The sequence below is a fragment of the Desulfobacter hydrogenophilus genome (assembly GCF_004319545.1).
In the GTDB taxonomy this organism is placed as follows: domain Bacteria; phylum Desulfobacterota; class Desulfobacteria; order Desulfobacterales; family Desulfobacteraceae; genus Desulfobacter; species Desulfobacter hydrogenophilus.
Map to the genome: position 1 here is coordinate 820096 of NZ_CP036313.1, position 25573 is coordinate 845668.

Here is a 25573-nt window from a genome sequence, read left to right on the forward strand (position 1 = left end):
TATGCAACTATCCCAGCCCCAGCAGGACGCTGTTGATCATACCGGCTCCCCGGCCCTCGTGGTTGCGGGAGCCGGTTCCGGTAAAACAAGAACGCTTACTGCCAAATTTTCCCATCTCATTGCCACGGGGCATGCCCCGGAACGTATTCTGGCGATCACCTTTACCAATAAAGCCGCCCAGGAAATGAAAACCCGGCTTATGGAGATGACAGATCTTCCCCAGATGCGCTTTGAATGGGTAAGAACCTATCATTCCGCCTGTCTGATGATCTTGAAACGGCATTGTCAAATTATGGGATACACCCCACCCTTACAGGTGTTTACCGTATACCAGCAGGATAAACTGACCAAGGAGCTGTGCGTAAAAAACAATATTGATAAAAAATACGCACGCAGGATTCTGTCCTCCATTTCCCGGGCCAAGAACGACGGTGATCCCGCCAAATATTTTGATCGCAAACCCGGATTTCTCAACATTCGAATGGCCGATATTTTTGCCCAATTTGAAGAACGCCTGGCGGAAATGAACTGTGTTGATTTTGACAATATTCTGCTCAAGACCCGGGACCTGCTCCGGGATAATGAAGAGGTCCGAAATTTCTACCAAAATCTTTTTTCCTATATCCTGGTGGATGAGTACCAGGACACCAACAACCTGCAGGAGGAACTGACCTCGCTTCTGTTAGGCGAGCACCGCAACCTGTTCTGCGTCGGGGATGACTGGCAGGCCGTATATGGATTCCGCGGTTCCAATGTGAACCACTTTTTACGGTTTGGAGAAAAATACAAAAATGCAAAAATTTTCCGGTTGGAGGAAAATTACAGGTCTGCCGACGAGATTGTCCAGGCAGCCAATGATCTCATTGACTACAACCCCGACAAAATGGAAAAACGCTGTTTTTCACAGAAAAAAGGCGGGGTGCTGGAGATCTATGAATTCATGTCAGATGCCCATGAAGCCGAATGGGCTGCCAGGCGTATCCTGAATCTTCACAAACAGGGACAGGGCATTCCCCTTGACAGGATGGCCGTGGTTTACCGGACCAAATTCTGCTCCCTGCCCTTTGAAAAAACCTTCAGGGCATTCCGCCTTCCTTACCGGCTGATGGGCGCCCAGGGCTTTTTTGAACGTATGGAAGTGCTGGACATCAACTCCTATTTAAGCGCCTCGTTTTTCCCCAATGATGACCTCTCCTTTGAGCGGGTTATCAATACGCCAAAACGGGGAATCGGACCTGCCATGATTAAGAAGCTGGCTGCCTTGCGCGATCAAGGCGGTTCTCTGCAGGGTGCCGCAAGGATCATGGTCCGGGACCGGCTTGTGACTAAAAAGGTCCATGAAAATATGTCCGAAGTCCTGGACATCCTGGATACCATCCATGACATGGCCCCGGCCATGGCCATGGAAACCGTCATTGCCCGCACCGGGTATATAGACTTCCTGAAAAATAAGGCAAAAACCGATGGGGAGTTCGTTTCCAAAAAAGAAAATATCGAACAGCTGATCCACACGGCCCGTGCCAAAGACACCATGCTGGAATACCTGGAAGAGGCAGCCCTGATACGGGAGGACAAAGACGAGGACGACCAGGATGAAAACGGTGTGGGTCTGCTCACTATTCATTCGGCCAAGGGGCTGGAGTTTGATGTGGTGTTCATCGTCGGGTGCGAAGAGGGGCTGTTCCCCCACTGGCGTTCCATTGACGAGGGCGATGCCGCACTGTCCGAGGAACGCAGGCTCATGTATGTGGCCATGACCCGGGCTGAGCGTTTTTTGTACCTAAGCCACGTCAATTACCGCAAAGGCGATTTTGCCACCCCCAGCCGGTTCATCGATCAGGTACGGGAGTGCATAGCCTAGGCATAGGCGCGTACTTTTTGATATGGATTTCTTTTTCGGTTTACGTGAATCGGTATCCCAAGCTGCTGCCCGAATTCTACACCGTGGATCCCGGGCCATCCCTTCGGACCACAAAAAGGTGTTCATCACCCTTTTTTTTATTATTTTTATTACGGTTACCGGGGTGGGCATTGTGGTGCCCCTGCTGCCCATCTACGCCCATGATCTTGGCGCGACAGGCCTTTACGTGGCCATGATTTTCGGGGCCTTCTCCATTTCCCGGGCGTTTCTTCTCCCCTGGTTTGGCAGCCTTTCAGATAAGAAGGGACGCAAACCCTTCATCCTGGCAGGACTTTTGACTTACATGATGGTGGCCATTGCCTTTATCTGGGCGTCCAATGTGGAGGGGCTTATCGCCGTTCGGTTTATCCAGGGGGCAGGCTCTGCCATGATCATGCCCGTGGTCCAGGCCTATGTGGGGGAAATCTGTCATGAAGGCGCCGAAGGATATGCCATGGGGCTGTTCAACCTGTCCATGTTCTTAAGTCTGTCTTTTGGACCGATTATGGGGGGGATGGTACAGCAGGCCTGGTCTTTGGACGCCGCATTTTACTGTATGTCCGTACTGTCTGCCCTGGGTGCCGTCCTTTGTCTTATCTTTCTGCCGCCTTTGTCCAAAGAGCAGATTCGAATCAATAGACGCGCACCGGCCTCCCTGGCCGTGGTGATCCGGGACCGGGAACTGGCCGGTCTTGTGGTTTTCAGGTATGCCTACACGGCCTGCATCGGCATTGTCTGGTGTTTCATGCCCCTGTATGCCGGCAAGACCTTTGGCCTTTCCGGCGGAAAAATCGGATTGCTTGTGACCGCCGGCGTATTTGTCTCTGGTGCCTTGCAGTTACCGATGGGATATGCTGCAGACCGGTGGAACAGGAATATCATGGTGGTTGTCGGCGGTATGATTTCTTCCGCAGGTATTTTATACCCGTTCTGGGCCACTTCATTTATGGATCTGTTTGCAGGCGTCTGTATCTTCGGGTTGGGCGGAGGGATTGCCATGCCGGCCCTGACGGCCCTTGCCGTGGTTAAGGGTGAGCAAAGACAGGCCCAGGGCTCCGTGATGTCCATTTTGACGGCCGCCCACTCCCTTGGCATGTTCACAGGTTCGGTCATGGCCGGCCTGGCCATGGACTTTTTCAGCCTTTCCTATGCATTTCCCTGCGGGAGCCTTGTCATGGCATTAGGCGTTCTTTTATTTCCTGTTCTGTATCGCCGCAATTATAAGCACGGATGAATACGGAATTAAGCGATTAGCGCTCTGACCCTCAATGCTTTTGCGTATCTTCCGTGCTTATAAACAGGAAATTACGACTACGTATCATTATTCCGGCCATTGGATATGCAGGGGCCGGATTGCGGCAATGAGCCAGATCCCGCAGTCCTCAGTCACCGGTTCATCCCGGGCTGGATTAATTTCTATGCTGCCGTCCGGCAACTGAAGCGCAAAGCTTAAAAACCGATATTTTTCCATTAAAAAAAGATGAAGTGCCCACCATGTCATGCCCTGTTTTATCCGGGAGGTTCTTACATAATAGATCTCTTCGCCTTCGTCATTTTTCAGCAGGATCTGAAGGGGCAAATGGACCTTATCCTGCATGGCCTGGACCATCATCTCCACGGTCATCTGCATGACGGTTTCAAACTGCCCGGGCACCGAAGAAAAAGTTTCAAGGCTCTGGGTGGACAAGCACCTTACCGTGATTTCACAGGTTTCGTTTTTCAAATTCAGGGCATTGATCAGGACAAAAAGAGACAGTTCATCACTGCCCGTATGAATAATGATCCGCTCTGCATCGGCTGCTCCTGCACGGTTCATGGCCTGGATGGTATCAGGCCGCCCCTTGACAAAAAAAGTGTGGGACTGATCCGGGAAAGGGTGCCGGGGCTGGTTGGCCAGGACCACGATATCCTTGTCCCGATATGTTTCGTCTGCCCGGATCTGTTCCACAAGATATTCGGTTTCCTGGGTATGGCCCACAAGCAGAATATGGCCTGATCCTTTATACGGTGTTTCCCCGTGCATGTTTTTGTCTCTCCTTTCTATCAAAACCGACGCAATATGGGTGATAAAGGCCGCCCCGAGACCGATCCCCATGAACATGGGAAGAACTGCGGCAATGACCTTCCCCCATGATGAGGTGGGGTACATGTCTCCGTATCCCACCGTGGTTGAAGTGACGATGCTCCACCACAGGGCTTGGCCCGGATGGGTCAGGGCGCTGCCTGATGGTTCGGCAATGCAAATGAGTCCGGTGGAGGCAGCCAAAAGCAGCATATATGCAAAAACAAGAGTCAACCCTCGGCTCTGGAACCCGGCACGGAGAAGGGCGTTAATCCAATGAATCATTAAATATTTTTACCTTTATGCCAAGTTAAGGTTTATTTCTCCTGCCATACCGGTGGACGTTTTTCAAAAAAAGCCGCCACCCCTTCCTTGGCATCACTGGTATCACACAACCGGGCAAAGGCTTCGTTCATGTACGCGAACTGGGCTTCATAGGGCATATCCCGGGACGTATAAAAAGCCGACTTGGCTATTTTTACAGCCATCGGACTCTTTTTTGCCAAATCCCGGGCCCAGGCAAGGGCGGCCTCATCCAAATAGTCCCTTGAGACCACCCGGTTGATAAGCCCTAATTCCAATGCCTGGTCTGCCTTGATCAGTTCCCCGTAAAGCAGAAGTTCCAGTGCCTTTTTTTGCCCCACACAACGGGCCACGGGAATCACCGGCCCCACGCAGTTTAAGCCCACATTGATGGCGGTCAGCCCCATTTTTACGTTATCGGCGGCAATGGCCAGATCCGATGCCGCCACAAGCCCCATGCCGTTGGCTACCGCTGCCCCATGGACCTGGGTCATCACCGGTGTTTGCATTTTAGATATCAGCACCAGAGGGGCTTCCATTTTTTCAATCCATTCACGATATTGATTCGTTGTTTTGCCTTTGAGCTCATTGACATCAATACCTGCACAAAATGCCCTGCCCGCCCCTTTGATAAGAATGACTCTAACATCGGGGGTTGCTTCAAATTCTTTAAGTGCATCATACAGTTCTTCTGCCATCTGACTGGAAAAGGTGTTCATCGCCTCGGTGCGATTCAGGGTCACACTGGCCACATGGCCGTCAAGGGTTTCTGCAATAATGGTTTCGTACACCATAACGTACCTCCTTTAGTATTTTTTAACGAATGCCTGGCTGAATATTATTCACTTAAATACATATATTTCAACACAGCAAATGAATAATAGAAGCGCCCAATAACACAATAAACGTATGTTTTTGATATCTTTCAAACCATGAGATGCGAATCAGGCGGGTGCCGATCTGCCCGCCCACGATAACCCCGCTACAGGTTGCAAATAACAGATAGGTACCATGCGGCCAGGACGCATACCCTTGCCAGACACCGAGACAGGTCAGAACAAGGTAAAACAAAATGGTTACAAACATGATGAGCAGACTGGTGGCCACCGCCCGGGAGATTGGCATTTTAAGTTTAAGCGCCATATGGGGAATAAGCCAGTCAGAGTTGCCGATGCTTAACAGCCCCGTAAAAAATGAAGACAAAATTACCACAGGATAGCTTCCGGCATAAATAACAGGCGGAGGTATAACCTGCGGCGCTTTAATAGCAGGGGTCAGGCTTCTTAGGGACTGGATGGTTCGAATCAGAAGATAGGATGCAATAAAAACAAAAATGTATAGTAAAAATTGTTCGTATCCTCTCATGTAGAAACTGAATAAAAATCCCAGGGTTACACCAACCAATGCCATGGGAATAAAGGCAACGGCTGTTTTTACGTCTACCATGCCATTAAAAAGATAGGTCAGTGAGCCGGTGCCTTTGCCGGCGATCTGGGTAAATATTGAAATGGCAACCGCTTCGGAAGGCCTGATTTCCAGAAAGGTCAAAACCGGTATCCAGAGAATACCCGCGCCTAAACCGGTGAACATCACCATGGCGCCGACACCAATGGCCAGAAAATGGACAAAAACAAATTTGGAAAAGCTTAATGGAATAATTGCATCAATAAAAAAGGACAGAAAAAACACATATGCAATATCCGCCAGCATCCATAAGCCAAGATATTTAGGCGCCTTTAACAGCAGGGGCCATATTTTCATCAGTCAGTCATCCTTAGGACGGTCGCAAGCCGTTTTGGGCCTTTCATGTTTGAATACTTGTTTTGCATTCTATACAAGGAGTTCAGCCGGGACAAATTTCTCTTTAATCTGCGGTCCTAAACCGCCTCCTTTTCAAGGGTTTAAAGTTAAGGTTATGCCCTGGGCTGAAATGATCCGCCAAGGCGTAAAACTTCTTCCAGAACATTTTGTACAAGGTCATCCAGCCGGGCTCCAATTTCAGGGGTCAGGTGTTCGTTTAAGGTTTCAATGTCCTTGGGTTCAATACCGATGATGGTGGTTTGGGGTACATGGTCCAGGGCGTTGCACAGGGTCAATGCTTCAATAAGATCCACCTGGTGCAACGAATTTTTTGCCAGAATCCTGTTGGGGATCTGGTCATGATCAAGCCGGTGCAGATCACCGGGCTGGGCATGATTCAGAACGGTATCCACCACAATAAGCCGGCCGGCATTAGAGATTACACCCAACAAGTTCACACCGAGAACCCCACCGTCTATGATATCGATATTTTCAGAAAATTCGTACTCTTTTTCCAGCTTTTCAACCACCCGGATACCTACACCGTCATCTGTGTAAAGAATATTACCCACACCCAGAACTGTTATATTATTATTATCCATATCCGTCCCGTTTATAAATTAAGGGGTTGCGGCAATATATACTGCCGCAACCTCGATTTTTCAAGTACATGTATGGATCAAATCAAATAACCTTAACCTCGTAAGTCTGATTGGTGTGGGGATCAATCACATGAACCGCGCATGCAAGACACGGGTCAAAGGAATGGACGGTCCGAAGCACTTCTATAGGTTTGGACGGATCAGCCACAGGTGTGCCCACAAGTGATTTTTCCACCGGCCCTTTCTGTTTTTTGCTGTCACGGGGACCAAAATTCCATGTGGAGGGCACCACGTATTGGTAATTTTTAATCTTGCCGCCTTTAATATCAATCCAGTGCCCAAGCGCACCACGGGGAACATCGTTCAGGCCACCGCCCTGGCCCTTGTCCGGCATGGTCCAGGGTTGATAGGTTTTTTTGTTGCCCGATGCGATATTTGATTTCAATGTTTCGATCCAGCCTTCCATGGCGTCTGAAATGACCACGGTTTCAATGGCCCGGGCAGCTGTCCTGCCAAGGGTGGAGAACAGGGCGCCTTTCCCCACATCAAGGGTCTTCAGGGTATGGTCAACCAATTTTTTCACATGGTCATGTCCCTTTGCATAGGCCACCAGCACACGTGCCAGAGGACCAACTTCCGCAGACTTGCCGGCATATCTTGGGGCCTTGATCCAGGAGTATTTATCGTCGGTGTTGTAGAAAACCTCTCCGGCGATGGGCTTGGTTTCTCCGGAAAGAGGATGTTTAGCCTCGCCTTTTTCATACCAGGCCCGGGTAACGTCCTCGGCAATTTTGTCGGTGTTTACGGCCGCGTAGGCCAGACTTGCGTCGACAACACCGCCAGGCAGCAGCAGGTCGTCATCAACTTTCTTCTGGGGGAATTCGCCATAGGCAAGATAGGCATCATTGTTTCCACCGATGGCACCCCATTCTTTATAAAAAGATGCAATGGCCAATAGGTCAGGCAGGTATACTTCGTCGACAAATGCCTTGGTCTCTTTCCAGATCTGTGTGTATTCGTCAATTCTCTCCGGCGTCAGGTCTCTTACGGATGTAATACCACCGACAACCAGGGACTGGGGATGTGGATTTTTGCCGCCGAAAATGGCATGCATGCGCGCAGCCTTGGCCTGAAGCTTTAAGCCTTCAATGTAGTGGGCCGAAGCCATAAGATTGGCTTCGGCTGGCAGGTTGTAGGCTGAATGTCCCCAATATGCATTATTAAAGGGGCCCAACTGCCCGCTGTTTACAAAGGTTTTCAGCCTGGTCTGAATTTCGCTGAAGTATGCTGAGTTCTGGGGCCGTCCGGATACGTTTTCAGACAGTTTTGCCGTCTTAGCCGGGTCCGCGGACAGGGCGCTGACAATATCCACCCAGTCCAGGGCATGCAAGTGATAAAAATGAACAATGTGGTCATGCTGGAACTGACTGCCATGCAGCAGATTCCGGATGATCCGTGCATTTTCCGGAATTTCTATGTTGCAGGCCTGTTCCACCGCGCGTACGGAGGCAAGTGCATGGACATAAGTGCAAACACCGCAGGAGCGCTGAACAAAATGATGTGCATCCCTGGGGTCACGCCCCTGGAGCATCATCTCAATGCCCCGGAACATCTGCCCGGAGCACCAGGCGTCAACCACCTTGCCCTTTTCAACTTCCACCTCGATTCTAAGGTGCCCCTCTATTCTGGTGATGGGGTCAACAATGATTCTTTTACCCATAATAATATCCTTTCGCATCAGATGTGCTGTGTTTTAATTTTAAATGATGGACCGCCAACTAAAAGCTCTACATTTCTTCGTAGAAAGGCGTCATTTCGTCCCAGAAGCCGGGTTCACTGCAGCCAATGCAGGGATGACCGGCCTGAATGGGGAAACTCGTCGCATCGTTAAATTTTGCAGTGGGACAATTATTATAGGTTTCAGGGCCTTTACAACCCATTTTATAAAGACAGTATCCAAGCTCGGCTTCCTTGGAGCCGAATTCCTCGACAAACTCATCGTTTTCATAATGTTCGAGTCGCGGACAATTGTCATGCACAGTTTCCCCATAAGCAAAGAGGGGTCTGCCGTAATCATCAAGTTCTATCTTTTCGTTGTCTAAATACTTGAGGATGGTACCAAGCAAATTTAAGGGATTGAAAGGACAACCGGGCAGGTTAATGGTATCAATGCCGATGGCATCTTTTACGCCTTTATACCCGCCGGGATTGGGAGCAGCAGCAGCTATACCGCCGTATGCGGAGCAACTCCCCACACAGATGGTTGCGGCAGCTTTGGGGATGACTTCCCGGGCAATTTCAAGGAATGTTTTTCCGGAAACCTTGCCGTATGAACCGTTGTAACTGGTTCCAACGGCACCTTCCACAATACAGAGAAATTTGCCTTTGTACTTCTCAACAGCATCGTGCAGGCTTTTTTCTGCCTGCTCACCAGCCGCAGCCATAAGGGTTTCATGGTATTCTACGGAAATGGTTTCCAGGATGATGCCACCCACATCCGGGGTCCTTAAAAATGCTTCCGAACATCCGGTACATTCAGAAAAATGTAGCCACACCACCGGGGGACGTATCGCAGCTGCTTTTTCAATCTTCGCGGCCACCTGTCCCACAAGGGAGTATGACAAGCCCATGGTCGCAGTCAGGGCCGTGCAGTACTTGAGAAAATCTCTTCTTGAGACCCCTTTTGATTCTAATACTTCATAAAATTTCTTGCTGGAATTTGTTTCCATAATACCTCCATTATTGCTGTTATGATTTCGTATCATAAATTTAATTGATATTATAAATGACCGAATCAGACCTGATCAAATTGATTATTCGGATCTATCGTAACTCCCCATTCGCTTATTTTGAAATCAGAAAAGCCAATTTATAATCATGGGGAGTCATTATTTGCCTAAAAAAAGACAATCCTGAATAATTTTAGTTTTTAATTCTTATATGGTTTGTTTTTTGCATATAAAAATTATGATTTTGCATTCCAAATATGACATAATTTTTCTGAGCAAGAGTATTATAACACAATATATTGTGTGTAAAAATTAACAAAACACTAAAAAAAATAAGCGAATGGGGAGATCGTAACGAAACGAATTAACTATTTCCATCATTATAATTTCATAAAAAAATATATAGAACCTATAAAAATTTATAAATTTTTGTAGGATGAGCCCCGAAGAAAAACCGGATTCCAATTTTTACCAATTGGATATACAAACGCGCCCGAACTTGTATGATCATTGCAAGAGAATTGAGAGTGGAACAAAAAGAAGGGAACCGGAAAATTGTTAAATCCAACCGGGCCAAACCCATACCCCGGAGGTCTCTATGATTTTATAGATAATAGGCGCAAAATAAAATTTTAAAATTGATTTTGCGCCTATTACCTGAATTCCCGGCATAAAATTTGCCTAATCAGCCTTTGCCCTCTGATACATAAAAATCTGCTGAGGTTTGGCCTCTGCAAACCCTGACCTAAGATCATATTTGATGGTTTATTGGCTGGCAATCCTAGCTAATCCGTTTTTTTACTGAACTATACTCAATTCCCATGCTCAAATCACGCCAGATAGGAATAGTTCACCATTAGCGCTCTGCGCATAACTTTTCCAGCCCAAGTTTTCACCCAATAATGCGCTTATCCGGGAGAACAACGTAATCGGTGCAATACGTTCTCAGCCAATTGGGCGAATGGGTTAATCTTACCAAATGAAATGCTCCACCGCCTGCCACTATAAATTAAACGGCCGGCCATATACATTAAGTCCTGCATGACTGTTCTTAACCTCCTTCGTGAGACTGTTTTTCTACGGTTGACCGGAAGATTGTTCTCATCCTGTTCCTCAAGACTAATTTGGCCTATGATTCTAAGGGTGTTGTACGCCAAAAGAGCGAGATGGAGAATCAGGCTGTTGCTGCTAAAATGGCAGCTGGGGAACCGTTCTAACCCAATATCACTTTTAATTTCTGAGTGAAATTGTTCACTGGTTCCATGATCATGGTATAAATTAATGACCTCTTGGGGGCTCAGCCCGGTTATGGTAATCCAATAGGTCTCTACTTCGATTTTGGGAAAAAGCAGGGGTTCTCCTTTTTCTTCATATCGTTCAGTCACTTTGAAGACAATCGGACGTGGCAATGCATGCCCTTTGGGGTCAACAGTTGTTTGCCCGACCCACACACTTTTGTGTTTACAGCGAATCAATTTAACGTTTTCAGTATTCTGAGCCAGGATAAACCAGCCATCCAAAGATTCTTTACGTAAATTGCGCTTAACCAAGACATCAACACCTTCGTATTTTTTTATTATTTCAAAATTATCCTGACTGTCATTTCCTGAATCAAGACGCATAAGAAGAGGTTCTTGGGTGATCTGCCTGGTTAATTTCAATATTTCTTGAATGAATGCCGGGGTGTTTTTTTGACAATGCTGACTGCCTTTTCTAAGCTCCACATTGATTAAATATCCTTCAGTTCCCAGATATCCGAACATCGGTGCATATCCATCACAACCTTTGTATGTCCTGGAAACCCCCTCTTTTTTCGTTTTTGAATTGTCAAAGGGGCTGACATCCAGGTCTAAGGGAATATAATTGCCGACACTCGTCTGAACTGGTGAAATGGCGGGTGCTTTGCCTCGAATCATTTCAACTGAAGCTTCCTTGATAAGTTCATTGGCAGATTCCCCGATCAGGTCAATACGTTCACGCAAGGTTGATTGGGAAGGACAATTGCTGATTCCCATAGCTTGGGTAAAAAAAAATGGATCCTGCCTGAAAATTTCAATAGCGATGTAGTCTGGCTTACCAACACAAATAAGTCCTAACATGGACGAAAGGATCTCTCCATGAGAAATATTAGGATCAACACAATGTACATCCGGTAAATTTTTGAAGCGCTCAGCAAAATTAATGGACTTAAGCAATGCACCTACAGGGAGCAATCCGCTTTGACTGACAAGGTTTTCATTTCCATGTTTTACATTGATAGTGGTCGGCATCGGTCTTCACCTCCGAAGTGAATGTTTTTTTAATGCCATTATATTAATTTTATATTAAAATTTCAATGTGTTATATTCAAAAAAGCAATCTTTATGCCGCTAACTCAGGTATTAGTTTAGAAGACTTTAATAGTCAAAAAATCCTTTGCCACTTTTTCGACCAAGCCAACCGGCCCGGACATATTTTCGCAGCAGCGGCGTGGCCCTGTACTTGGAATCCTTAAACTCTTCATAAAGGACATCCATGATGGCCAGACAGACGTCCAATCCGACCAGATCGCCCAAGGCAAGGGGACCTATGGGATGGTTGGCGCCCAGTTTCATAGCCGTATCAATATCTTGAGCGCTGGCAACGCCTTCGGCATAGATGGCGGCAGCTTCGTTGATCATGGGAATCAATATTCGGTTCACCACAAACCCCGGTGCTTCATCCACCTGTACCGGCTGCTTGCCAAGATCCAGGGACAATGCCTTTACAGCGTCAAATGTCTCGTCAGATGTGGCAACCCCTTTGATGATCTCTATTAGGGCCATAACAGGTGCCGGGTTAAAAAAGTGCATGCCGATCACCTTATCCGGACGTTTTGTGGCCGTGGCCACCTCGGCAATGGAAAGGGAAGAGGTGTTGGTGGCCAAAATGGTTGACGGTTTGCAGATATTGTCAAGTTCACTGAAAATCTGCTTTTTGATCTTCATATTTTCCACGGCAGCTTCCACCACAAGATCGCAATCCTGGGCATCTGCTGGATCTGTGGTGCCTATAATCCGGGAAAGAATGGGCTGAATCATGACCTCTTCCAATTTACCCTTGGATGCCATGCGACTCAAATTTTTAGAAATGATCGAAATGCCCTTGTTAACAAACTCTTGTTCAATATCCCGCAACACCACCATATAGCCATTGACGGCAAAAACCTGGGCGATTCCGGCACCCATGGTGCCCGCACCGATTACACATATTTTTTTCATATAAGTATGACCTTTCATCACATCAGTTGTTATTTAATTATATTTTCCACAACCATGGCCATCCCCATACCCCCGCCAATACACATGGACACAAGTCCTGTGCCATAGCCTTTGCGCTTCATCTCATGGATCAGAGTAACCATCTGCCGGGCCCCGGTGCACCCGATGGGGTGGCCCAGGGAGATGCCGCTGCCCAGCTGATTGGCAAATTCAGGATCAATGTCCAGCTCCATCATGCACCCCAAAGCCTGGGACGCAAACGCCTCGTTCAGTTCAATGATATCCATGTCGTTTATGGACATACCCGTGGACTTCAACACCCGACGCACCGCAGGAATCGGCCCCAGCCCCATATACGCCGGATCCACGCCGCCTGTGGCAAACCCTTTAATCTTGACATAGGGCGTCAGCCCAAGTTCTTTGGCCTTATCTGCGCTCATCATGACCACGGCGGCACCACCATCATTAATCCCCGATGCATTGCCCGCCGTAACGGAACCGTCCTTTTTGAACACGGGTTTCATCTTGGCCATCTTTTCCATGGAGGTTTCCATGGGCCGTTCATCCGTATCGACAATCACCTCGGCCTTGCGGTTACGGGTGGTCACCGGCACGATCTCTTCTTTAAACGTACCGTTTTCAATGGCAGCCCGTGCCCTTGCATGGCTCATGCAGGACAGCTTATCCTGATCATGCCGGGAAATATTATAAAGTTCCGCAATGTTCTCAGCCGTCACGCCCATGTGATACCCGTTGAAAATTTCAAAGAGGCCGTCATACACCATCAGGTCATAGATATCCCCTTTTCCGGAGACCTCCATGCGGTATCCCCACCGGGCACGCGTCATGGCCATGGGCGCGTTACTCATACTTTCCTGACCGCCGGCAATCACCACATCGGCCTGCCCGCTCATGATGGATGAAGCCCCAATGGCAATGGACTTAAGCCCTGATCCGCATATTTTATTCACCGTAAAACCATAGGTTTCCTTGGGTACACCCGCCCGGATCATAGCCTGCCTGCCGGGACTTTGGCCCTGGCCTGCCTGCAAGACATTGCCCATAATCACTTCGTCCACAGCAATGGGTGTGGCATCGGTATTCCAGTTTCCGTAAGCTTCTTCCAGATCGGTCTTACCCCGGTCTCTCAGTTTATCCGGTGCAAAGGCCAACATCTCTTCACTGACTTCGGGCCGAAGCCCCGCCCTTTCCATGGCGGTCCGGATCACAATAGCGCCCAGGTCGACGGATGAAACTGTTTTTAACACCCCGCCAAAACTGCCGATGGCAGTTCGGGCACCGCTGACAATCACTACATCTTTCATAACATTTCTCCTTGCTAAAAAATCCTGCTACTTGCTTCCAAAGGCTGCCTCATCCATCTCAACCACTGCATTGTCAAACGCTTTAAGCGCGTCCAATTTTCCTGCGGTCGTCCCAAGGATCTGGTTGATAAAAAACCGGGCGGTTTTGATCTGTCCGTCGTAGAACATGTTGTCTTTTTTCTTTTTGCCCTTGTTGGCTGTGGCAATTGCGGCCCGCCATAAAAGCATCCAGGCCATGACAAGGTCGCCTGTGACCTCCATGAAGGGGTATGAAAAAGCATAGGCCGTCAAAAATTCATCGGACCTGGATTGGGCCTGCAGTTCGGCAGCCACCTCCGAGTAGGTATTGAAAAAACCTTCCAGCCGGGCGGTGAGATCGTCAAGACCGTCCGCTGCTTTGGCAAGGGCAAAGGTTTTCTTGATTTCCTCCAGAAAGGCGTTGAAGGCCGCGCCTTTTTTCATGGAAAGTTTCCGGCCCAAAAGATCAATGGACTGGATGCCGTTGGTTCCCTCGTATAACATGAAGATCCTGGAATCCCTCAGCAGCTGGGACACAGGGAACTCCTCAATAAAACCGTATCCGCCGTAAATCTGAATGCCCTGGTTGCACACCTCAAAGGATTTGTCCGTGCCATACCCTTTAATAATGGGTGTCAGGACTTCCAGTAGATATTCATAATGGGTTTTCTGATCCGCATCTGTGGACACGGCAACCAGGTCGTGACACATACCGCAGAAATAGTTGAGGCTGCGCAACCCTTCCACATAGGCTTTCATGGTAATCAACTGACGTTTTACATCAGGATGCCGGATGATGGACACCGGTTTTGAACCGGCCGGGGCTTTGAGTTCCCGGGACTGAATCCGGTCCCGGGCATAATTAAGGGAATATATATATGAGGCCGACGCGTTGGCAAACCCCTGGAGTCCCACCATCTGGCGGGCTTCGTTCATCATCTCGAACATGGCGGCAACGCCTTTGTTTTCCTGGCCCAAAAGTGTGCCGATACACCCGGTTTTACCCCCCAGAGTCAGAGAACAGGTGGCATTGCCATGCAGGCCCATTTTATGCTCAATGCCGGTACAGACCACATCGTTGAATTCTCCCGGGCTACCATCTGCGGTCACCCTGAATTTAGGTGCCAGAAACAGGGAAATGCCTGCAATACCTTCGGGCGCGCCTTCGATTCTGGCCAGAACCGGATGGACGATATTTTCCACCATGTCGTGTTCACCGCCGGAGATGAAAATTTTGTTGCCGGACAAAGAATAGGTTCCGTCCCCGTTTGGCTTGGCCGTAGCCGCTACTGCGGCAAGGTCAGAGCCTGCATCAGGCTCTGTCAAAAGCATGGTGCCGGACCATTTTCCCGACAGCATATTTTTAAGGTAGATTCGCTTTTGCTCATCCGTGCCAAACTTCTCCACAAGTTTGGCCGCGCCATGGGTGAGCATGTTATAAAGCATAAAGGAATTACAAGCCCCGTAAAAATACTCATTGGCGGCCATGGCAACGGTATGCGGCATCCCCTGCCCGCCCCATTCGGGATCATCGGTCATTCCCAGCCATTCGCCTTCATTATACGCTTCATAGACACGATGAAAGGCCTCGGGTACTTTTACTTCACCGGCATTAAAAGAGCAGCCTTCGTCGCTTATCGTTTGAAGGGGCAGGATCTCTTTAATTGCAAGATTTCTGGCTTCGTTTACGATTAAATCAACGGTCTTTTTCTTAAACTCGGCAAAACGTTCATCCTTGCTTAATTTGTCCACGCCCAGTTGTTCATGTAATACGAAATCCACATCCCTTCGATCTGCAATCAATTGTGCCATAAGACTTTTCCTTTATAAAAGCTTTGGTTACAAGCGGTCACGGGTGTTCTAGATTTTTACACCCATGGGTCCTAAAAAAAACTGAACGACTGTTCTAAAAGCTTCGGATATGGCAATCAACAAATATACCAAGCAGTCCGATTATTTATTAACCAATTGATTTAAAGTTCTATTTTCCTATGTTAGATCTATTTTAGGGACGGGCAGTCCGATGAAAATGAGTGGCGATAACGCCACGCAAAATAAAAAAAATACAATATAAATGTGAATAATTTTATTAAAATTCAAGGCACTACGAAGACGTGGCCATACTGCCACGTTTTGGGGCTATTCAAGTCCAAATTTTTTCATTTTGGTAAACAGGGTCTTTCTGTGAATCCCCAGGGCAATCGCTGTCCTGGCTTTTTGCCACTGGTTCTCCTCCAGGGCGTTCAGGATGATCCCCTTTTCAAATTCCGCCACAATCCCATTCAAAGGCCCGCAAAAATCCGGAGATTTCCGGATAAAACAGACCCGTTCCGGTCCGTCTATCCTGGGATCAGACGAATTGCCCATAAAATCAATTTTCCCCAGGGTCATGTAACGGTGCAAAACGTTCTGAAGTTCCCGGACATTTCCAGGCCAGTCGTGCCGGAGAAAGGCCTCCATCATTTTGCCTCCCATGGAGGGAATCTGCCCCCCATCATCAAAGGCGGATAAAAAGTAGTCTACCAGCAATGGAATATCCTCCTTACGGTCCCGCAGGGCAGGTAGGCGGATGGGGATAATATGCACCCGGTAAAAGAAATCCTCCCGCATCAATCCTTTTTCCACCAGACGTTTAAGATTCTTGTTGGTGGCAGCCACAATTCTCAGATCAGGTTTAATCACCCGGTTACCGCCCACAGGGGTGTATCCCCCGCCTTCAATGGCCCGGAGCAGTTTGACCTGGAGATTAGTGCCGATATCCCCGATTTCATCCAGGAACAGAGTACCGCCGTCAGCCGTGCCAAGAATCCCTTCCTTGTCCTTTTCTGCGCCGGTGAACGCCCCCTTGCGGTAGCCGAAAAACTCACTTTCTATAATATTTTCACTGATAGCCCCACTGTTGACGGGCACAAACTGTTTTTCACAACGGTTGCTCAAATTGTGAATCGCCCGGGCCACCAGTTCTTTTCCGGTTCCTGATTCGCCATAGATAATCACATGGGCGTTGCTTGCGGCGGCCCGACCCACCAGTTCATACACCGTCTGCATGGCCCGGCTTTTGCCCACGATGTTTTCAAACCGGTAGCGCTCTTTCATGGCGGACCGAAGGACGATATTTTCATTTCTAAGCAGATCCGCATCTTCGCTGATCTTCTCCTCCCGGCGTTTTCTGTCGGTGATATCCATATGGATGGTCTGGGCTTTGACAATCCGTCCCCGGTTATCGTAGACCGGAGACTGGATGGACCAGTACCATTGACCGTCCCGGGGGCTTTTCAGTTCCCACCTGCGCGTCTTTCCCGAAAGAACCTCTTCAAGGTGACACCCGGGACAGGGGGCGTCCAAACCATGAACCACCTGATAACATTTTTCACCCACCCCGCTTCGGCCGGCTTTTTCCTGCAACGCGTTATTCATGAACTCAACCCGGTAATCCTTGGATGTCGTATAGATCAATCCCTCAAAGGTGCGAATAATATCACTGAGCCGGGCTTCGCTTTGCCGCAGGCGGTTCTGGGCAAGTTTTCTTTTTGTGATGTCCATAAACGACGCAATACTTTTACCGGTCCCGGGAATCACGCCCACCTTCATATCGATATACCGGATGTCCCCGGACTTGGCAAAAATCCGGCACTCGTACTCGGAGGGGATGCCGGCAAGACCTTTTCGCCGACCGTAATGGTAATTTTGCATCATTTCATTATCGCCGGGCACCACAAACTGGGACCACCGCATCCGGTTCTCGATTTCGTTACGCTCAAGCCCCACCAGGTCCATAAATTTGGCATTCACATAAAGAATCAGCATATCCGGATCAATGATGATGGTGCCGGTACCGGTATTTTCAAAAACGCTGTGGTACATCTCCTTTTCCCGGGTCAGCGCCAGGAACTGTTCTTCCACGCCCCTGGCCCTGTACAGCCGGTGCAGGGTTTTATCAAGATCTGCCGCAAGTTCTTCTAAAACCCCAATTTCCAGTGAATCAGGCACATACCCGTTAGGGGCATAAAAGACCTGGTACTTGACCCCTTTTTCGCAAGGGTCATTTATGGGAAAATAAAACGCCGTGATCGGGGTCCCGCTTTTCAGACCAAGACGTTTTTGCACGGGTTTGGGAAGATCCGTATCCGTGACCCTCCCCGGGGTTTTTGTTTTTGGTTTTACACACGTTCCGGAAAAAAAAGCCAAATCGTTCACATCCAATCCGGATTCAGAATAGAGAGCAGATTTAAAACAAACCGTATAATAAGGTGTTTGACTTTCCACCGCCCCGACAATGTCATCCAGAAGTCCGGAGGCCTCAGCAGCATACAACATGGCCCGGCGGCACAGACGGGAAAATGTGAACAACCACATCATATCCGCCGGGATCCGGTCTGTTTGCGTCAGTATCTCATGTCCGGCCTGATCCGGGTTTGGTTTTGTTTTCATAGCGCACCTGCATGGATCACACGGTTTAAAATTCAGCAATGATCAGTCCATAAAAACAAGAACATAGTGAATATGAGTAGATGAGTCAAATTCAAAAAAACAGACAACAATTATAAAGTAGGCCGGTTCGCAATTGTGTGGTGGTCCACGAAGGATTTATTTGCCGGGCATGGAATTCCTGAATTCCGAACGTTTACAAAACCGTCTATGGATGATATGAGTGATTTAGTCTAAATATAAACATTTTTTATCCGGGACGATCTCAATGCGAACTAAATTCTTAGGATTGTCAGTTCTGTATATTTTTCTTGTTTTTTTATTCCCTTTCTTTGTCTGTGCAGAAATGTCCTGTGAAAAAACCGTGACAGTCATCGTTGTGAAACAAGATAATTTGGTTAATATCTGCAAAACCTGGCTTGAAAATCCCCAGGCATGGAACGCTGTCGCCGAATTTAACCGTCTTGAAAATCCCCATCTGATCTATCCGGGCCAATGCTTGAAGATCCCGGCAAATCTACTCAAGGGTGTTCCCATGGACGGGACAATTACCTTTCTCAAAGGGCAGGTAACCTCAGCGCGTCCCGGGGCCTTGGACCGGGTATCCTTGAAAAAAGGAGATATCATCAACCAGGGATCGGAGATTGAAACCGGAAACGACAGTGTGGTGGAAATTACCTTTGAAGACGGCAGTTCTTTTTTCCTCAGACCCAACACCCGGGTTGGTATTCGCACCGCCCGGCAAAAAAAACCTATTATATGATCCGGAAACTCTTCGTGCCCGCCGGAAGAACCCTGATGAAAATAAAAAAAGGCACGGGCCAGGACTCCCGGTTTGAAATTTATACACCTTCGTCTATTTCTGCTGCCCGGGGAACCCGGTTCAGGGTTTCCGTTGACGGGGAAGACGTTACCCGGACCGAGGTTCTGGATGGGGTGGTTGGGGTAACTGGCCGTGGAAAAGAGGTGGTCCTGGACCCGGGAGAGGGCACATGGGTCAAACGAGGAAGGAGCCCTGTGGCACCTGAAACCTTGCTGTTGCCGCCTGCTTTGAAAGCGTTGGCCCCCCTTTACCAGCGCCTGCCGGTTCAATTCGACCTGGACCCGGTTGAAAAGGCCGTGTCCTGCCGGGTCATTTTGGCAAAGGATCCGGATATGAAAGATGTCGTAAAAGAGGATGTTGTAAAACGGGGGGATCCGGTTCCCCAGGCCATGTTGTTAGACAGCAGGTATTATTGCCAAGTCCTGAGCATTAACGCGGCCGGCCTTGAAGGGATTCCTTCCCGGGCCGTACCTTTTGAAGTCAGGATCAACCCGTTGCCGCCTTTTATTCAACGGCCCCTGGACGGTAGTGAAGTAAAAACGGATTCTGTTGAACTGGAGTGGTTAAAAGTCGGTGACGCGGCGTCATACCAGGTTCAGGTATCCCGGCAGCCCGATTTTAAGGATTTTTACAAACGGGTTGACGGCATAAAATCAAATGGCCAGTCCATTGATCTGGACGGCTACGGAGATTATTATTTCAGGGTCCGGTCCATTGCCGGGGACGGGTTTGAGGGGCTTTGGTCCGATAGGGTACACTTTTCTTTTGTTGCGCCTCCAAAATCACCTTCCGCAGAGGCGCCCACAATGGATGAGGACTCTATTTCACTCCGCTGGCAGGACCTTGGCCCGGGCATGAGCTATCAGTTTCAAATGGCAAAAGACCCCGTTTTCACACAACTTCTTATTGATAAAAACACGAAACAAGCTAACATCACCTTTGACAAACCTGAAGACGGCGGAACCTATTTTGTACGGATCAAAGCCATTGATGCGGAAGGCTATGAAGGTGAATTTTCCCCTGCTCAGACCTTTGAAATTGAAAAGTTTCCATATATAGAAGCAGGGGTCATTGCCACATGGCTGCTGGGGGCATTGTTAATTATTTTATAGCGCTTGAGCCGGGGTAAGTAAATGGTTAGACCAGATTCACTGGCTCCCGGAATCGTTTTAACCGGGAAAAAACATCACCTCCGTTACCTGCTCATGGGATTGGTCTGTCTTTTGGTGGTCGGTCTGGTGGATACCATGGGCTTTTTTAGGGGCATGGATTTTTATGCCTATGATCTTTTTTTCAGACTCAGGGGCACCCAGACCACGACGGAAGATATTCTCATCGTGGCCATTGACGAAAAAACCCTTGGGAAACTGGGGCCGTGGCCCATTCCCCGGCGCCATTATGCCCACTTTCTGGATCAAACGGATCGGGCATCAGGGATTCTTGGGGATATTATTCTGGCGGAACCCGCTGCAGGTGACTCACTTTTGGAAAAGGCCATGGCCCGGTTTCCCAGGCTTGTACTGCCGGCTTATGTGGACAGCGGCTGCCATCTTATTTTACCTGCCCCGTCCATGGGCAACCCGGCTCTGGGCCATGTCCATACCGAGCCTGGCATGGACGGTGTGGTTCGTGATATTTTTCATACCCTTTTTCTTGACGGTAAAAGACTGCCGTCTATCTCGTCAGCCCTGATTGACATCATATCCGGAAACCCCAGGGTCAGGGCCGATCAGTTTCGAACTAACGGTGGTGATTGTCTTGGGAGCATCATCCAGGAGGACGGCAGGGGCATCAATTATTACGGTTCTGCTGGAATCTTTCCACGCCTTTCGTTTTCCGACATATTGGAAAACAAATATCCCCCCGCCTTTTTTGAGGGCAAAATCCTGGTTCTGGGGGTTACTGCTGCTGGAATCGACCAGAACCATTTAACCAGTTTTACCCAAAATCGTGACCGGATGCCCGGGGTGGAGATTCAAGCCACAGTGCTGAATAATCTTCTGGATGGTTCCCATATCCGTACCATATGCATGGGGGGTAAATGGACAGGTATTGTCCTGGTTTTTATACTCAGCGCCCTGGGGTTTAGTCGTCTGGGATCTGTCAGGGCTCTGGCAGGCTGGACGGTGTTTTTAATCGTTTTTACCATCATGGACTTTTTGCTGCTCAACTGGTTTCATTTCTGGATGCCGCCTGTCGCATTTTGGGTGGTGTTAACCATTGCCCTGGTTTCAGCCCATGTTCTCAAGCTGGAAACCATGGGGCAAAAGCTTTTCCAGGCCCAAAAAGATTGGGAAACCTCATTTGATTCCATTACCGATGCCATCATCATTTTGGATAGGGCTGGACACCCTGTTTTGATTAACAGGTCGGCAGAGAACGGGGCTGCTAAGGCCATAGAAAGGTATATGAAAGACAAAGACCGCTCTTTTTTAGGAGATATACCGGTCCAGATTTATGCCAAGGACCTGAACCGGCATTTTGAAGTTCAGGCGTTTCCCCGTCTGGATGAAAACAATCTATCTGCCGGATCGGTCCTTGTGGTCCGGGACATTACGGAAAGCACCCATTTAAAACAAGAACAGGTCATGCTTCAGTCACAGCTTATTCAGTCCCAAAAAATGGAGGCCATCGGAACCCTGGCAGGTGGAATTGCCCATGATTTCAATAATATACTTTCTGCAATCATGGGGTACACCCAGCTTGCAGCGGCATTAATTCCAGAAGAAAAAAAGGTACAGAAAAAACTGCAAGAGGTCCTCAAGGCATGCAGCAGAGCCGCAAATCTGGTCACCCAGATCCTGGGCTTCAGTCGCCGGACTGATCAGAAGCGTCTTTCCTTTATGGTTCGGCCGATTGTCAAAGAGATATTGCAGCTTTTAAAGGCGACGTTGCCGCCTACCATTGAGATGAAAGCTGATGTGACCGGAGCGGAAAGGGTTACAGGAGATCCCGGGCAGATTTACCAGGTGATTTTAAACCTGTGCACCAATGCCTACCAGGCCATGGGCGAAGGACCGGGGCAGATCAAAATCATTGTGGAAAGCATAGATGTCGATTCCAAAAAATTGGGTCCGCACCTTGAACTTGCACCTGGAAAATATGTAAAAATAAGCGTAGCTGATACAGGCTCCGGCATCCCTGAGGATATTAAAAGCAGGGTATTTGAGCCATACTTTACGACTAAGGCGAAACATACCGGCACAGGCCTTGGGCTTGCCACAACCCACGGCATCGTAAAAAGACATGGGGGCAGCATCAGGTTTGAATCCCGGAAAAACGAGGGTACCTGCTTTCATGTCTACCTGCCCCAGGCAAAAAAAAAGGAGGCGGGGCAGCCCCACATGCCGGATGCGAAGGGAAAAAAGGCCCACGGCCGCCTCCTCCTGGTGGACGACCGCCAGGAACTTCTGGACACTGGCCGCAAACTCCTGGAAAACCAGGGGTATGAGGTTGAGGTAAAAAAATGCCCTGAACAGGCCCTGGACAGATTCCGGTCGACGCCCGACATGTTTGACGCGGTGATCACCGACCTTCATATGAAAAAGATGACCGGCATCACCCTGGCGAAAAAACTATTGTCAGTGCGGCAAGACATCCCCATTATCCTCTGTACAGGATATCATGACGGTTTTACCCGGGAACATGCCATGGCCGCAGGGGTAAGCGCCGTTGTGAAGAAACCTTTTTCCATCCAGGAGCTGTCAGGAACCATACAGACGGCGATGGAGAAAAAATAATCAACCATAATATCTATTCCAAAAGCCAGGATTCGTGATTGTAGTAGGAGAGCAGCACAGGAAAAAGAAGGGTGTTGATTTCCGTGTGACGGCTTTGATGCATGTCTTTGCCGAATACAAGTTCGCCTCTGAACACCTCTGGGGTTAGAAACCGGGTGGGAACAGTAAATTCAAGTTCTGCAATTCGTTGTTTCCCAAGGCTTTTATTCCAATCTTCCCGGGTACATAGAAACCAGCCCCAATCCCCAAACGAGGGTACATTTTCATGGTATGGCAGGATAAAAAATCCGGCAGCAGTCAATGTCCGGCCAATGCAAAGATAGCTTTCCCTGGCAAGGTACGGGGAGGTGGACTGGACCGATGCGATGCCGTTTTTTGCCAGCCGGTGCCTGACTTTCAGATAAAATTCCTTTGAGTAGAGCTTGGTCAATTCCGGTGTGGACGGATCCGGCATGTCCACGATAATGACATCCCACACCCCCGTCACTTGTTCCAGAAATTTGTCTGCATCCAGGTTCATGACCCGAACCTCGGCCACGTGCCGTGTCTCGGCCGGTTTTCTTTTCCTGTCAGACGACGCTTGGTATATCTGACGAAAATCTCCCGGTGAAATCCCAGAACCTGTCAGAATGGTCGTCCGGGCGTTATCAAACGCATGATCATTGAGCCGGGACAACAGCGGATGGGTGGCGGCAAGCGTTGTCATGGCCGGGTCCAGGTCCACCAGGGTAATCCGGTCAACATCCGGGTATTTTAACACTTCCCTTAACGCGCAGCCGTCACCGCCCCCAAGAATGAGTACCCGGCGGCGGTCCTGGGCCAGGGCCATGGCCGGATGCACCAGGGACTCATGGTATCGCGCCTCATCCGTACTGCATAACTGCAGGTTTCCGTTTAAAAAGAGCCGGACTTCGTCCAGGGGTTTGAAATGCGTAATAACGATGTGCTGGTACTGGCTGGTTTTAGAATAAACGATGGGGTCATCATACAGGGACTGTTCGTTGGTAATCTGCCACTTACGGTTGTTCATATACCCGAAAATCACGGCGACACAGGTGGCAGCCATGATCACAAGCAATGGGAGATTGCCCCGGATGATTTGCTTGCGGGTGAAATAAATAAAGGTAATCAGGGCAAGAAAAAAATTCATACCGGCGGTTAAAAAAGCCGCTTCCGTAATCGGAAAAAAACGCAGCAGGATGAACACATAGACCAGGGCCCCGGCCAAAGATCCAATATAGTCGGCGGACAGGATATTGCCTAGGTTAGTGGACAACTCCTTTGAAAAATCGTTGTTGATCCGTATGATCACCGGAATTTCAAGGCCGATGAGAATGCCGATCACGGATACAAAAAAATAGAGTACTATGCTGTAGTGGCTGGTATATCCGTAGGACAGATAGGTCAGGGTGGGTGAATACCCCCCGGCAAGGGCCAGGGCAATTTCAATGCCGATAAAGGCATGCACCAGGCGTTCCTTGGAAATTCCGGCCTGAATCAGGCTGCCGAATCCCATCCAGAACATCATCAAGCCGATGACCATGGCCCACTGTTCAAAGGCATTTCCCAAAATCATGGAGGCAAGGCTTGCCTGGATGTACTCAAGGATGATACCGCAGGCCCCGGATGCGAACATGCACAGGCACAGCAGGGTTGAGGCTGTGTTGAGCCGGGAGCGACCGGATTCCCGGGCGCTCCCCGATGAATCAGATGGCATGGGCAATGATCAGGGCCACGGCAATGATGGTCGCCTGGACCAACACCATGGCAGCAACATTTTTGTCCTCTTTGATCTCAGTTGCAATGTTTGTGGTTGGCAGTAGAAACCGATCCACAAGAGCATTGAATCCAATGAGCAGAATCATACCGAATAGCGTATAAACAAAAAAGCCGACAATATCATTTACCCAACCGGTAAACGGACCGGAAAGACTGGCTTTCAGAATAATACCCAGGGCGATGAGAATACCGGCCAGAGCAATGCCTGCGGCCGGATTATTCTGCTTGATTTCATCCCGGAGATTAAAGGGGGTGATCATTTCATACACCAGGCCAAACCCCAGGAGCACAAACTGGCCCAGAACAAAAAAGAGCAGTGCAGATCCCAGGGACTGGACAAAACTGCCCCCGCTGCCGGACATGCTGCCGTTGAGAATAAAGCCGGTGGCAATGTACATGCCGGCCTCCACCGTGCCAAGGGCAGTATTGCCCGTAACGGTTCGCCCGTCTCCAAGGATAAATACTTTGACACACTCCCGGTCGTTGTTCATATTGCCCATCATGACAAAATCGTTGATGAACCGGGAAAAGAAAAGACACCCTGTAATGAGGACACCGTCAACCAAAAGATATAGCATATCGGTCCGGAACCCTGCAGATTCCCCGGACAACGCTCCGATCATACCGATGGCAATGCCAAGGTAAAGCCCTGCCCGCCTTAACCCCACGGCCAGATTGCCGTCGTCAATATGGCGGTCGTCATCAAAATTCTTGGTCCGCCAGTCATCCAGCTTTTTGGCCAGAAAAATGAATAAAATGCTCACCAGGGCATAGCATAAACCCTGCCCCATACTGTTTAAGGTTGCTGTATAATCCATAAATTAT

The 25573-nt window shown here is 48.9% G+C and carries 18 protein-coding genes; 5 read left to right on the top strand and 13 right to left on the bottom strand.

All coding sequences use genetic code 11. The features are described 5' to 3' along the window. Nucleotide 1 precedes the first annotated feature (1 nt). Entirely contained in the window at nucleotides 2–1861 is a 1860-nt protein-coding gene (locus EYB58_RS03590; RefSeq protein WP_111959785.1) for an ATP-dependent helicase, read from the top strand. A gap of 22 nt (nucleotides 1862–1883) precedes the next feature. Further along, nucleotides 1884–3134, top strand: coding sequence for an MFS transporter (locus EYB58_RS03595; protein WP_111959787.1), 1251 nt, complete (start codon nucleotides 1884–1886; stop codon nucleotides 3132–3134). Between the two features lie 87 nt (nucleotides 3135–3221). On the opposite strand, the gene EYB58_RS03600 is transcribed toward EYB58_RS03595, so the two are convergent. From EYB58_RS03600 to EYB58_RS03650, 11 genes are all read right to left on the bottom strand, one after another. Then, nucleotides 3222–4247: a potassium channel family protein gene (locus EYB58_RS03600; protein ID WP_111959789.1), complete on the bottom strand. Its 1026-nt coding sequence runs from the start codon at nucleotides 4245–4247 to the stop codon at nucleotides 3222–3224. A 32-nt stretch (nucleotides 4248–4279) separates the two neighbouring features. After that, on the bottom strand, nucleotides 4280–5059 hold the full coding sequence (locus tag EYB58_RS03605; RefSeq protein WP_111959791.1) for an enoyl-CoA hydratase/isomerase family protein: 780 nt from the start codon (nucleotides 5057–5059) through the stop codon (nucleotides 4280–4282). A 67-nt stretch (nucleotides 5060–5126) separates the two neighbouring features. Beyond that, nucleotides 5127–6026, bottom strand: a complete 900-nt coding sequence (locus EYB58_RS03610) for a sulfite exporter TauE/SafE family protein (RefSeq protein WP_111959793.1) — start codon at nucleotides 6024–6026, stop codon at nucleotides 5127–5129. Nucleotides 6027–6178: 152 nt separating this feature from the next. Beyond that, nucleotides 6179–6667: a HyaD/HybD family hydrogenase maturation endopeptidase gene (locus EYB58_RS03615; protein WP_111959795.1), complete on the bottom strand. Its 489-nt coding sequence runs from the start codon at nucleotides 6665–6667 to the stop codon at nucleotides 6179–6181. Nucleotides 6668–6749: 82 nt separating this feature from the next. Continuing rightward, nucleotides 6750–8387: a nickel-dependent hydrogenase large subunit gene (locus EYB58_RS03620; RefSeq protein WP_111959797.1), complete on the bottom strand. Its 1638-nt coding sequence runs from the start codon at nucleotides 8385–8387 to the stop codon at nucleotides 6750–6752. 67 nt (nucleotides 8388–8454) lie between these two features. After that, nucleotides 8455–9396: a hydrogenase small subunit gene (locus EYB58_RS03625; protein WP_111959799.1), complete on the bottom strand. Its 942-nt coding sequence runs from the start codon at nucleotides 9394–9396 to the stop codon at nucleotides 8455–8457. A gap of 908 nt (nucleotides 9397–10304) precedes the next feature. Beyond that, nucleotides 10305–11666 (bottom strand): IS1380 family transposase, encoded by a 1362-nt coding sequence (locus EYB58_RS03630; protein ID WP_111960849.1) that lies wholly within the window; start codon nucleotides 11664–11666, stop codon nucleotides 10305–10307. A gap of 126 nt (nucleotides 11667–11792) precedes the next feature. Beyond that, on the bottom strand, nucleotides 11793–12635 hold the full coding sequence (locus tag EYB58_RS03635; protein WP_111959165.1) for a 3-hydroxybutyryl-CoA dehydrogenase: 843 nt from the start codon (nucleotides 12633–12635) through the stop codon (nucleotides 11793–11795). 29 nt (nucleotides 12636–12664) lie between these two features. Then, complete coding sequence (locus EYB58_RS03640) at nucleotides 12665–13960, bottom strand: thiolase family protein (protein WP_111959167.1); 1296 nt, start codon at nucleotides 13958–13960, stop codon at nucleotides 12665–12667. Between the two features lie 27 nt (nucleotides 13961–13987). After that, on the bottom strand, nucleotides 13988–15790 hold the full coding sequence (locus EYB58_RS03645) for an acyl-CoA dehydrogenase (protein ID WP_111959169.1): 1803 nt from the start codon (nucleotides 15788–15790) through the stop codon (nucleotides 13988–13990). A 327-nt stretch (nucleotides 15791–16117) separates the two neighbouring features. Then, entirely contained in the window at nucleotides 16118–18409 is a 2292-nt protein-coding gene (locus tag EYB58_RS03650) for a sigma-54-dependent Fis family transcriptional regulator (RefSeq protein WP_111959171.1), read from the bottom strand. Between the two features lie 265 nt (nucleotides 18410–18674). Between EYB58_RS03650 and EYB58_RS23815 the strand changes: the two genes are divergently transcribed. Genes EYB58_RS23815 through EYB58_RS03660 form a run of 3 tightly spaced genes read left to right on the top strand, consistent with a single transcriptional unit; the run spans nucleotide 18675 to nucleotide 22969 of the window. After that, on the top strand, nucleotides 18675–19169 hold the full coding sequence (locus tag EYB58_RS23815; RefSeq protein ID WP_242637543.1) for a FecR family protein: 495 nt from the start codon (nucleotides 18675–18677) through the stop codon (nucleotides 19167–19169). A 35-nt stretch (nucleotides 19170–19204) separates the two neighbouring features. Beyond that, a complete protein-coding gene (locus tag EYB58_RS03655) occupies nucleotides 19205–20341 on the top strand; it encodes a fibronectin type III domain-containing protein (RefSeq protein WP_242637544.1) in 1137 nt (378 codons plus the stop codon). A 21-nt stretch (nucleotides 20342–20362) separates the two neighbouring features. Continuing rightward, nucleotides 20363–22969, top strand: coding sequence for a CHASE2 domain-containing protein (locus EYB58_RS03660; RefSeq protein ID WP_111959173.1), 2607 nt, complete (start codon nucleotides 20363–20365; stop codon nucleotides 22967–22969). Between the two features lie 13 nt (nucleotides 22970–22982). On the opposite strand, the gene EYB58_RS03665 is transcribed toward EYB58_RS03660, so the two are convergent. Both EYB58_RS03665 and EYB58_RS03670 read right to left on the bottom strand, forming a co-directional pair. Beyond that, complete coding sequence (locus tag EYB58_RS03665) at nucleotides 22983–24686, bottom strand: polyamine aminopropyltransferase (protein ID WP_111959175.1); 1704 nt, start codon at nucleotides 24684–24686, stop codon at nucleotides 22983–22985. After that, nucleotides 24676–25566 (bottom strand): DUF350 domain-containing protein, encoded by an 891-nt coding sequence (locus EYB58_RS03670; protein WP_111959177.1) that lies wholly within the window; start codon nucleotides 25564–25566, stop codon nucleotides 24676–24678. The genes EYB58_RS03665 and EYB58_RS03670 overlap by 11 nt, the downstream gene beginning before the upstream one ends. Between the last annotated feature and the right edge of the window lie 7 nt (nucleotides 25567–25573).

Coding starts and splice junctions, on each gene's coding strand:
- EYB58_RS03590 (WP_111959785.1), top strand. CDS start 2: ATGCAACTATCCCAGCCCCAGCAGGACGCTGTTGATCATACCGGCTCC.
- EYB58_RS03595 (WP_111959787.1), top strand. CDS start 1,884: ATGGATTTCTTTTTCGGTTTACGTGAATCGGTATCCCAAGCTGCTGCC.
- EYB58_RS03600 (WP_111959789.1), bottom strand. CDS start 4,247: ATGATTCATTGGATTAACGCCCTTCTCCGTGCCGGGTTCCAGAGCCGA.
- EYB58_RS03605 (WP_111959791.1), bottom strand. CDS start 5,059: ATGGTGTACGAAACCATTATTGCAGAAACCCTTGACGGCCATGTGGCC.
- EYB58_RS03610 (WP_111959793.1), bottom strand. CDS start 6,026: ATGAAAATATGGCCCCTGCTGTTAAAGGCGCCTAAATATCTTGGCTTA.
- EYB58_RS03615 (WP_111959795.1), bottom strand. CDS start 6,667: ATGGATAATAATAATATAACAGTTCTGGGTGTGGGTAATATTCTTTAC.
- EYB58_RS03620 (WP_111959797.1), bottom strand. CDS start 8,387: ATGGGTAAAAGAATCATTGTTGACCCCATCACCAGAATAGAGGGGCAC.
- EYB58_RS03625 (WP_111959799.1), bottom strand. CDS start 9,396: ATGGAAACAAATTCCAGCAAGAAATTTTATGAAGTATTAGAATCAAAA.
- EYB58_RS03630 (WP_111960849.1), bottom strand. CDS start 11,666: ATGCCGACCACTATCAATGTAAAACATGGAAATGAAAACCTTGTCAGT.
- EYB58_RS03635 (WP_111959165.1), bottom strand. CDS start 12,635: ATGAAAAAAATATGTGTAATCGGTGCGGGCACCATGGGTGCCGGAATC.
- EYB58_RS03640 (WP_111959167.1), bottom strand. CDS start 13,960: ATGAAAGATGTAGTGATTGTCAGCGGTGCCCGAACTGCCATCGGCAGT.
- EYB58_RS03645 (WP_111959169.1), bottom strand. CDS start 15,790: ATGGCACAATTGATTGCAGATCGAAGGGATGTGGATTTCGTATTACAT.
- EYB58_RS03650 (WP_111959171.1), bottom strand. CDS start 18,409: ATGAAAACAAAACCAAACCCGGATCAGGCCGGACATGAGATACTGACG.
- EYB58_RS23815 (WP_242637543.1), top strand. CDS start 18,675: ATGCGAACTAAATTCTTAGGATTGTCAGTTCTGTATATTTTTCTTGTT.
- EYB58_RS03655 (WP_242637544.1), top strand. CDS start 19,205: ATGAAAATAAAAAAAGGCACGGGCCAGGACTCCCGGTTTGAAATTTAT.
- EYB58_RS03660 (WP_111959173.1), top strand. CDS start 20,363: ATGGTTAGACCAGATTCACTGGCTCCCGGAATCGTTTTAACCGGGAAA.
- EYB58_RS03665 (WP_111959175.1), bottom strand. CDS start 24,686: ATGCCATCTGATTCATCGGGGAGCGCCCGGGAATCCGGTCGCTCCCGG.
- EYB58_RS03670 (WP_111959177.1), bottom strand. CDS start 25,566: ATGGATTATACAGCAACCTTAAACAGTATGGGGCAGGGTTTATGCTAT.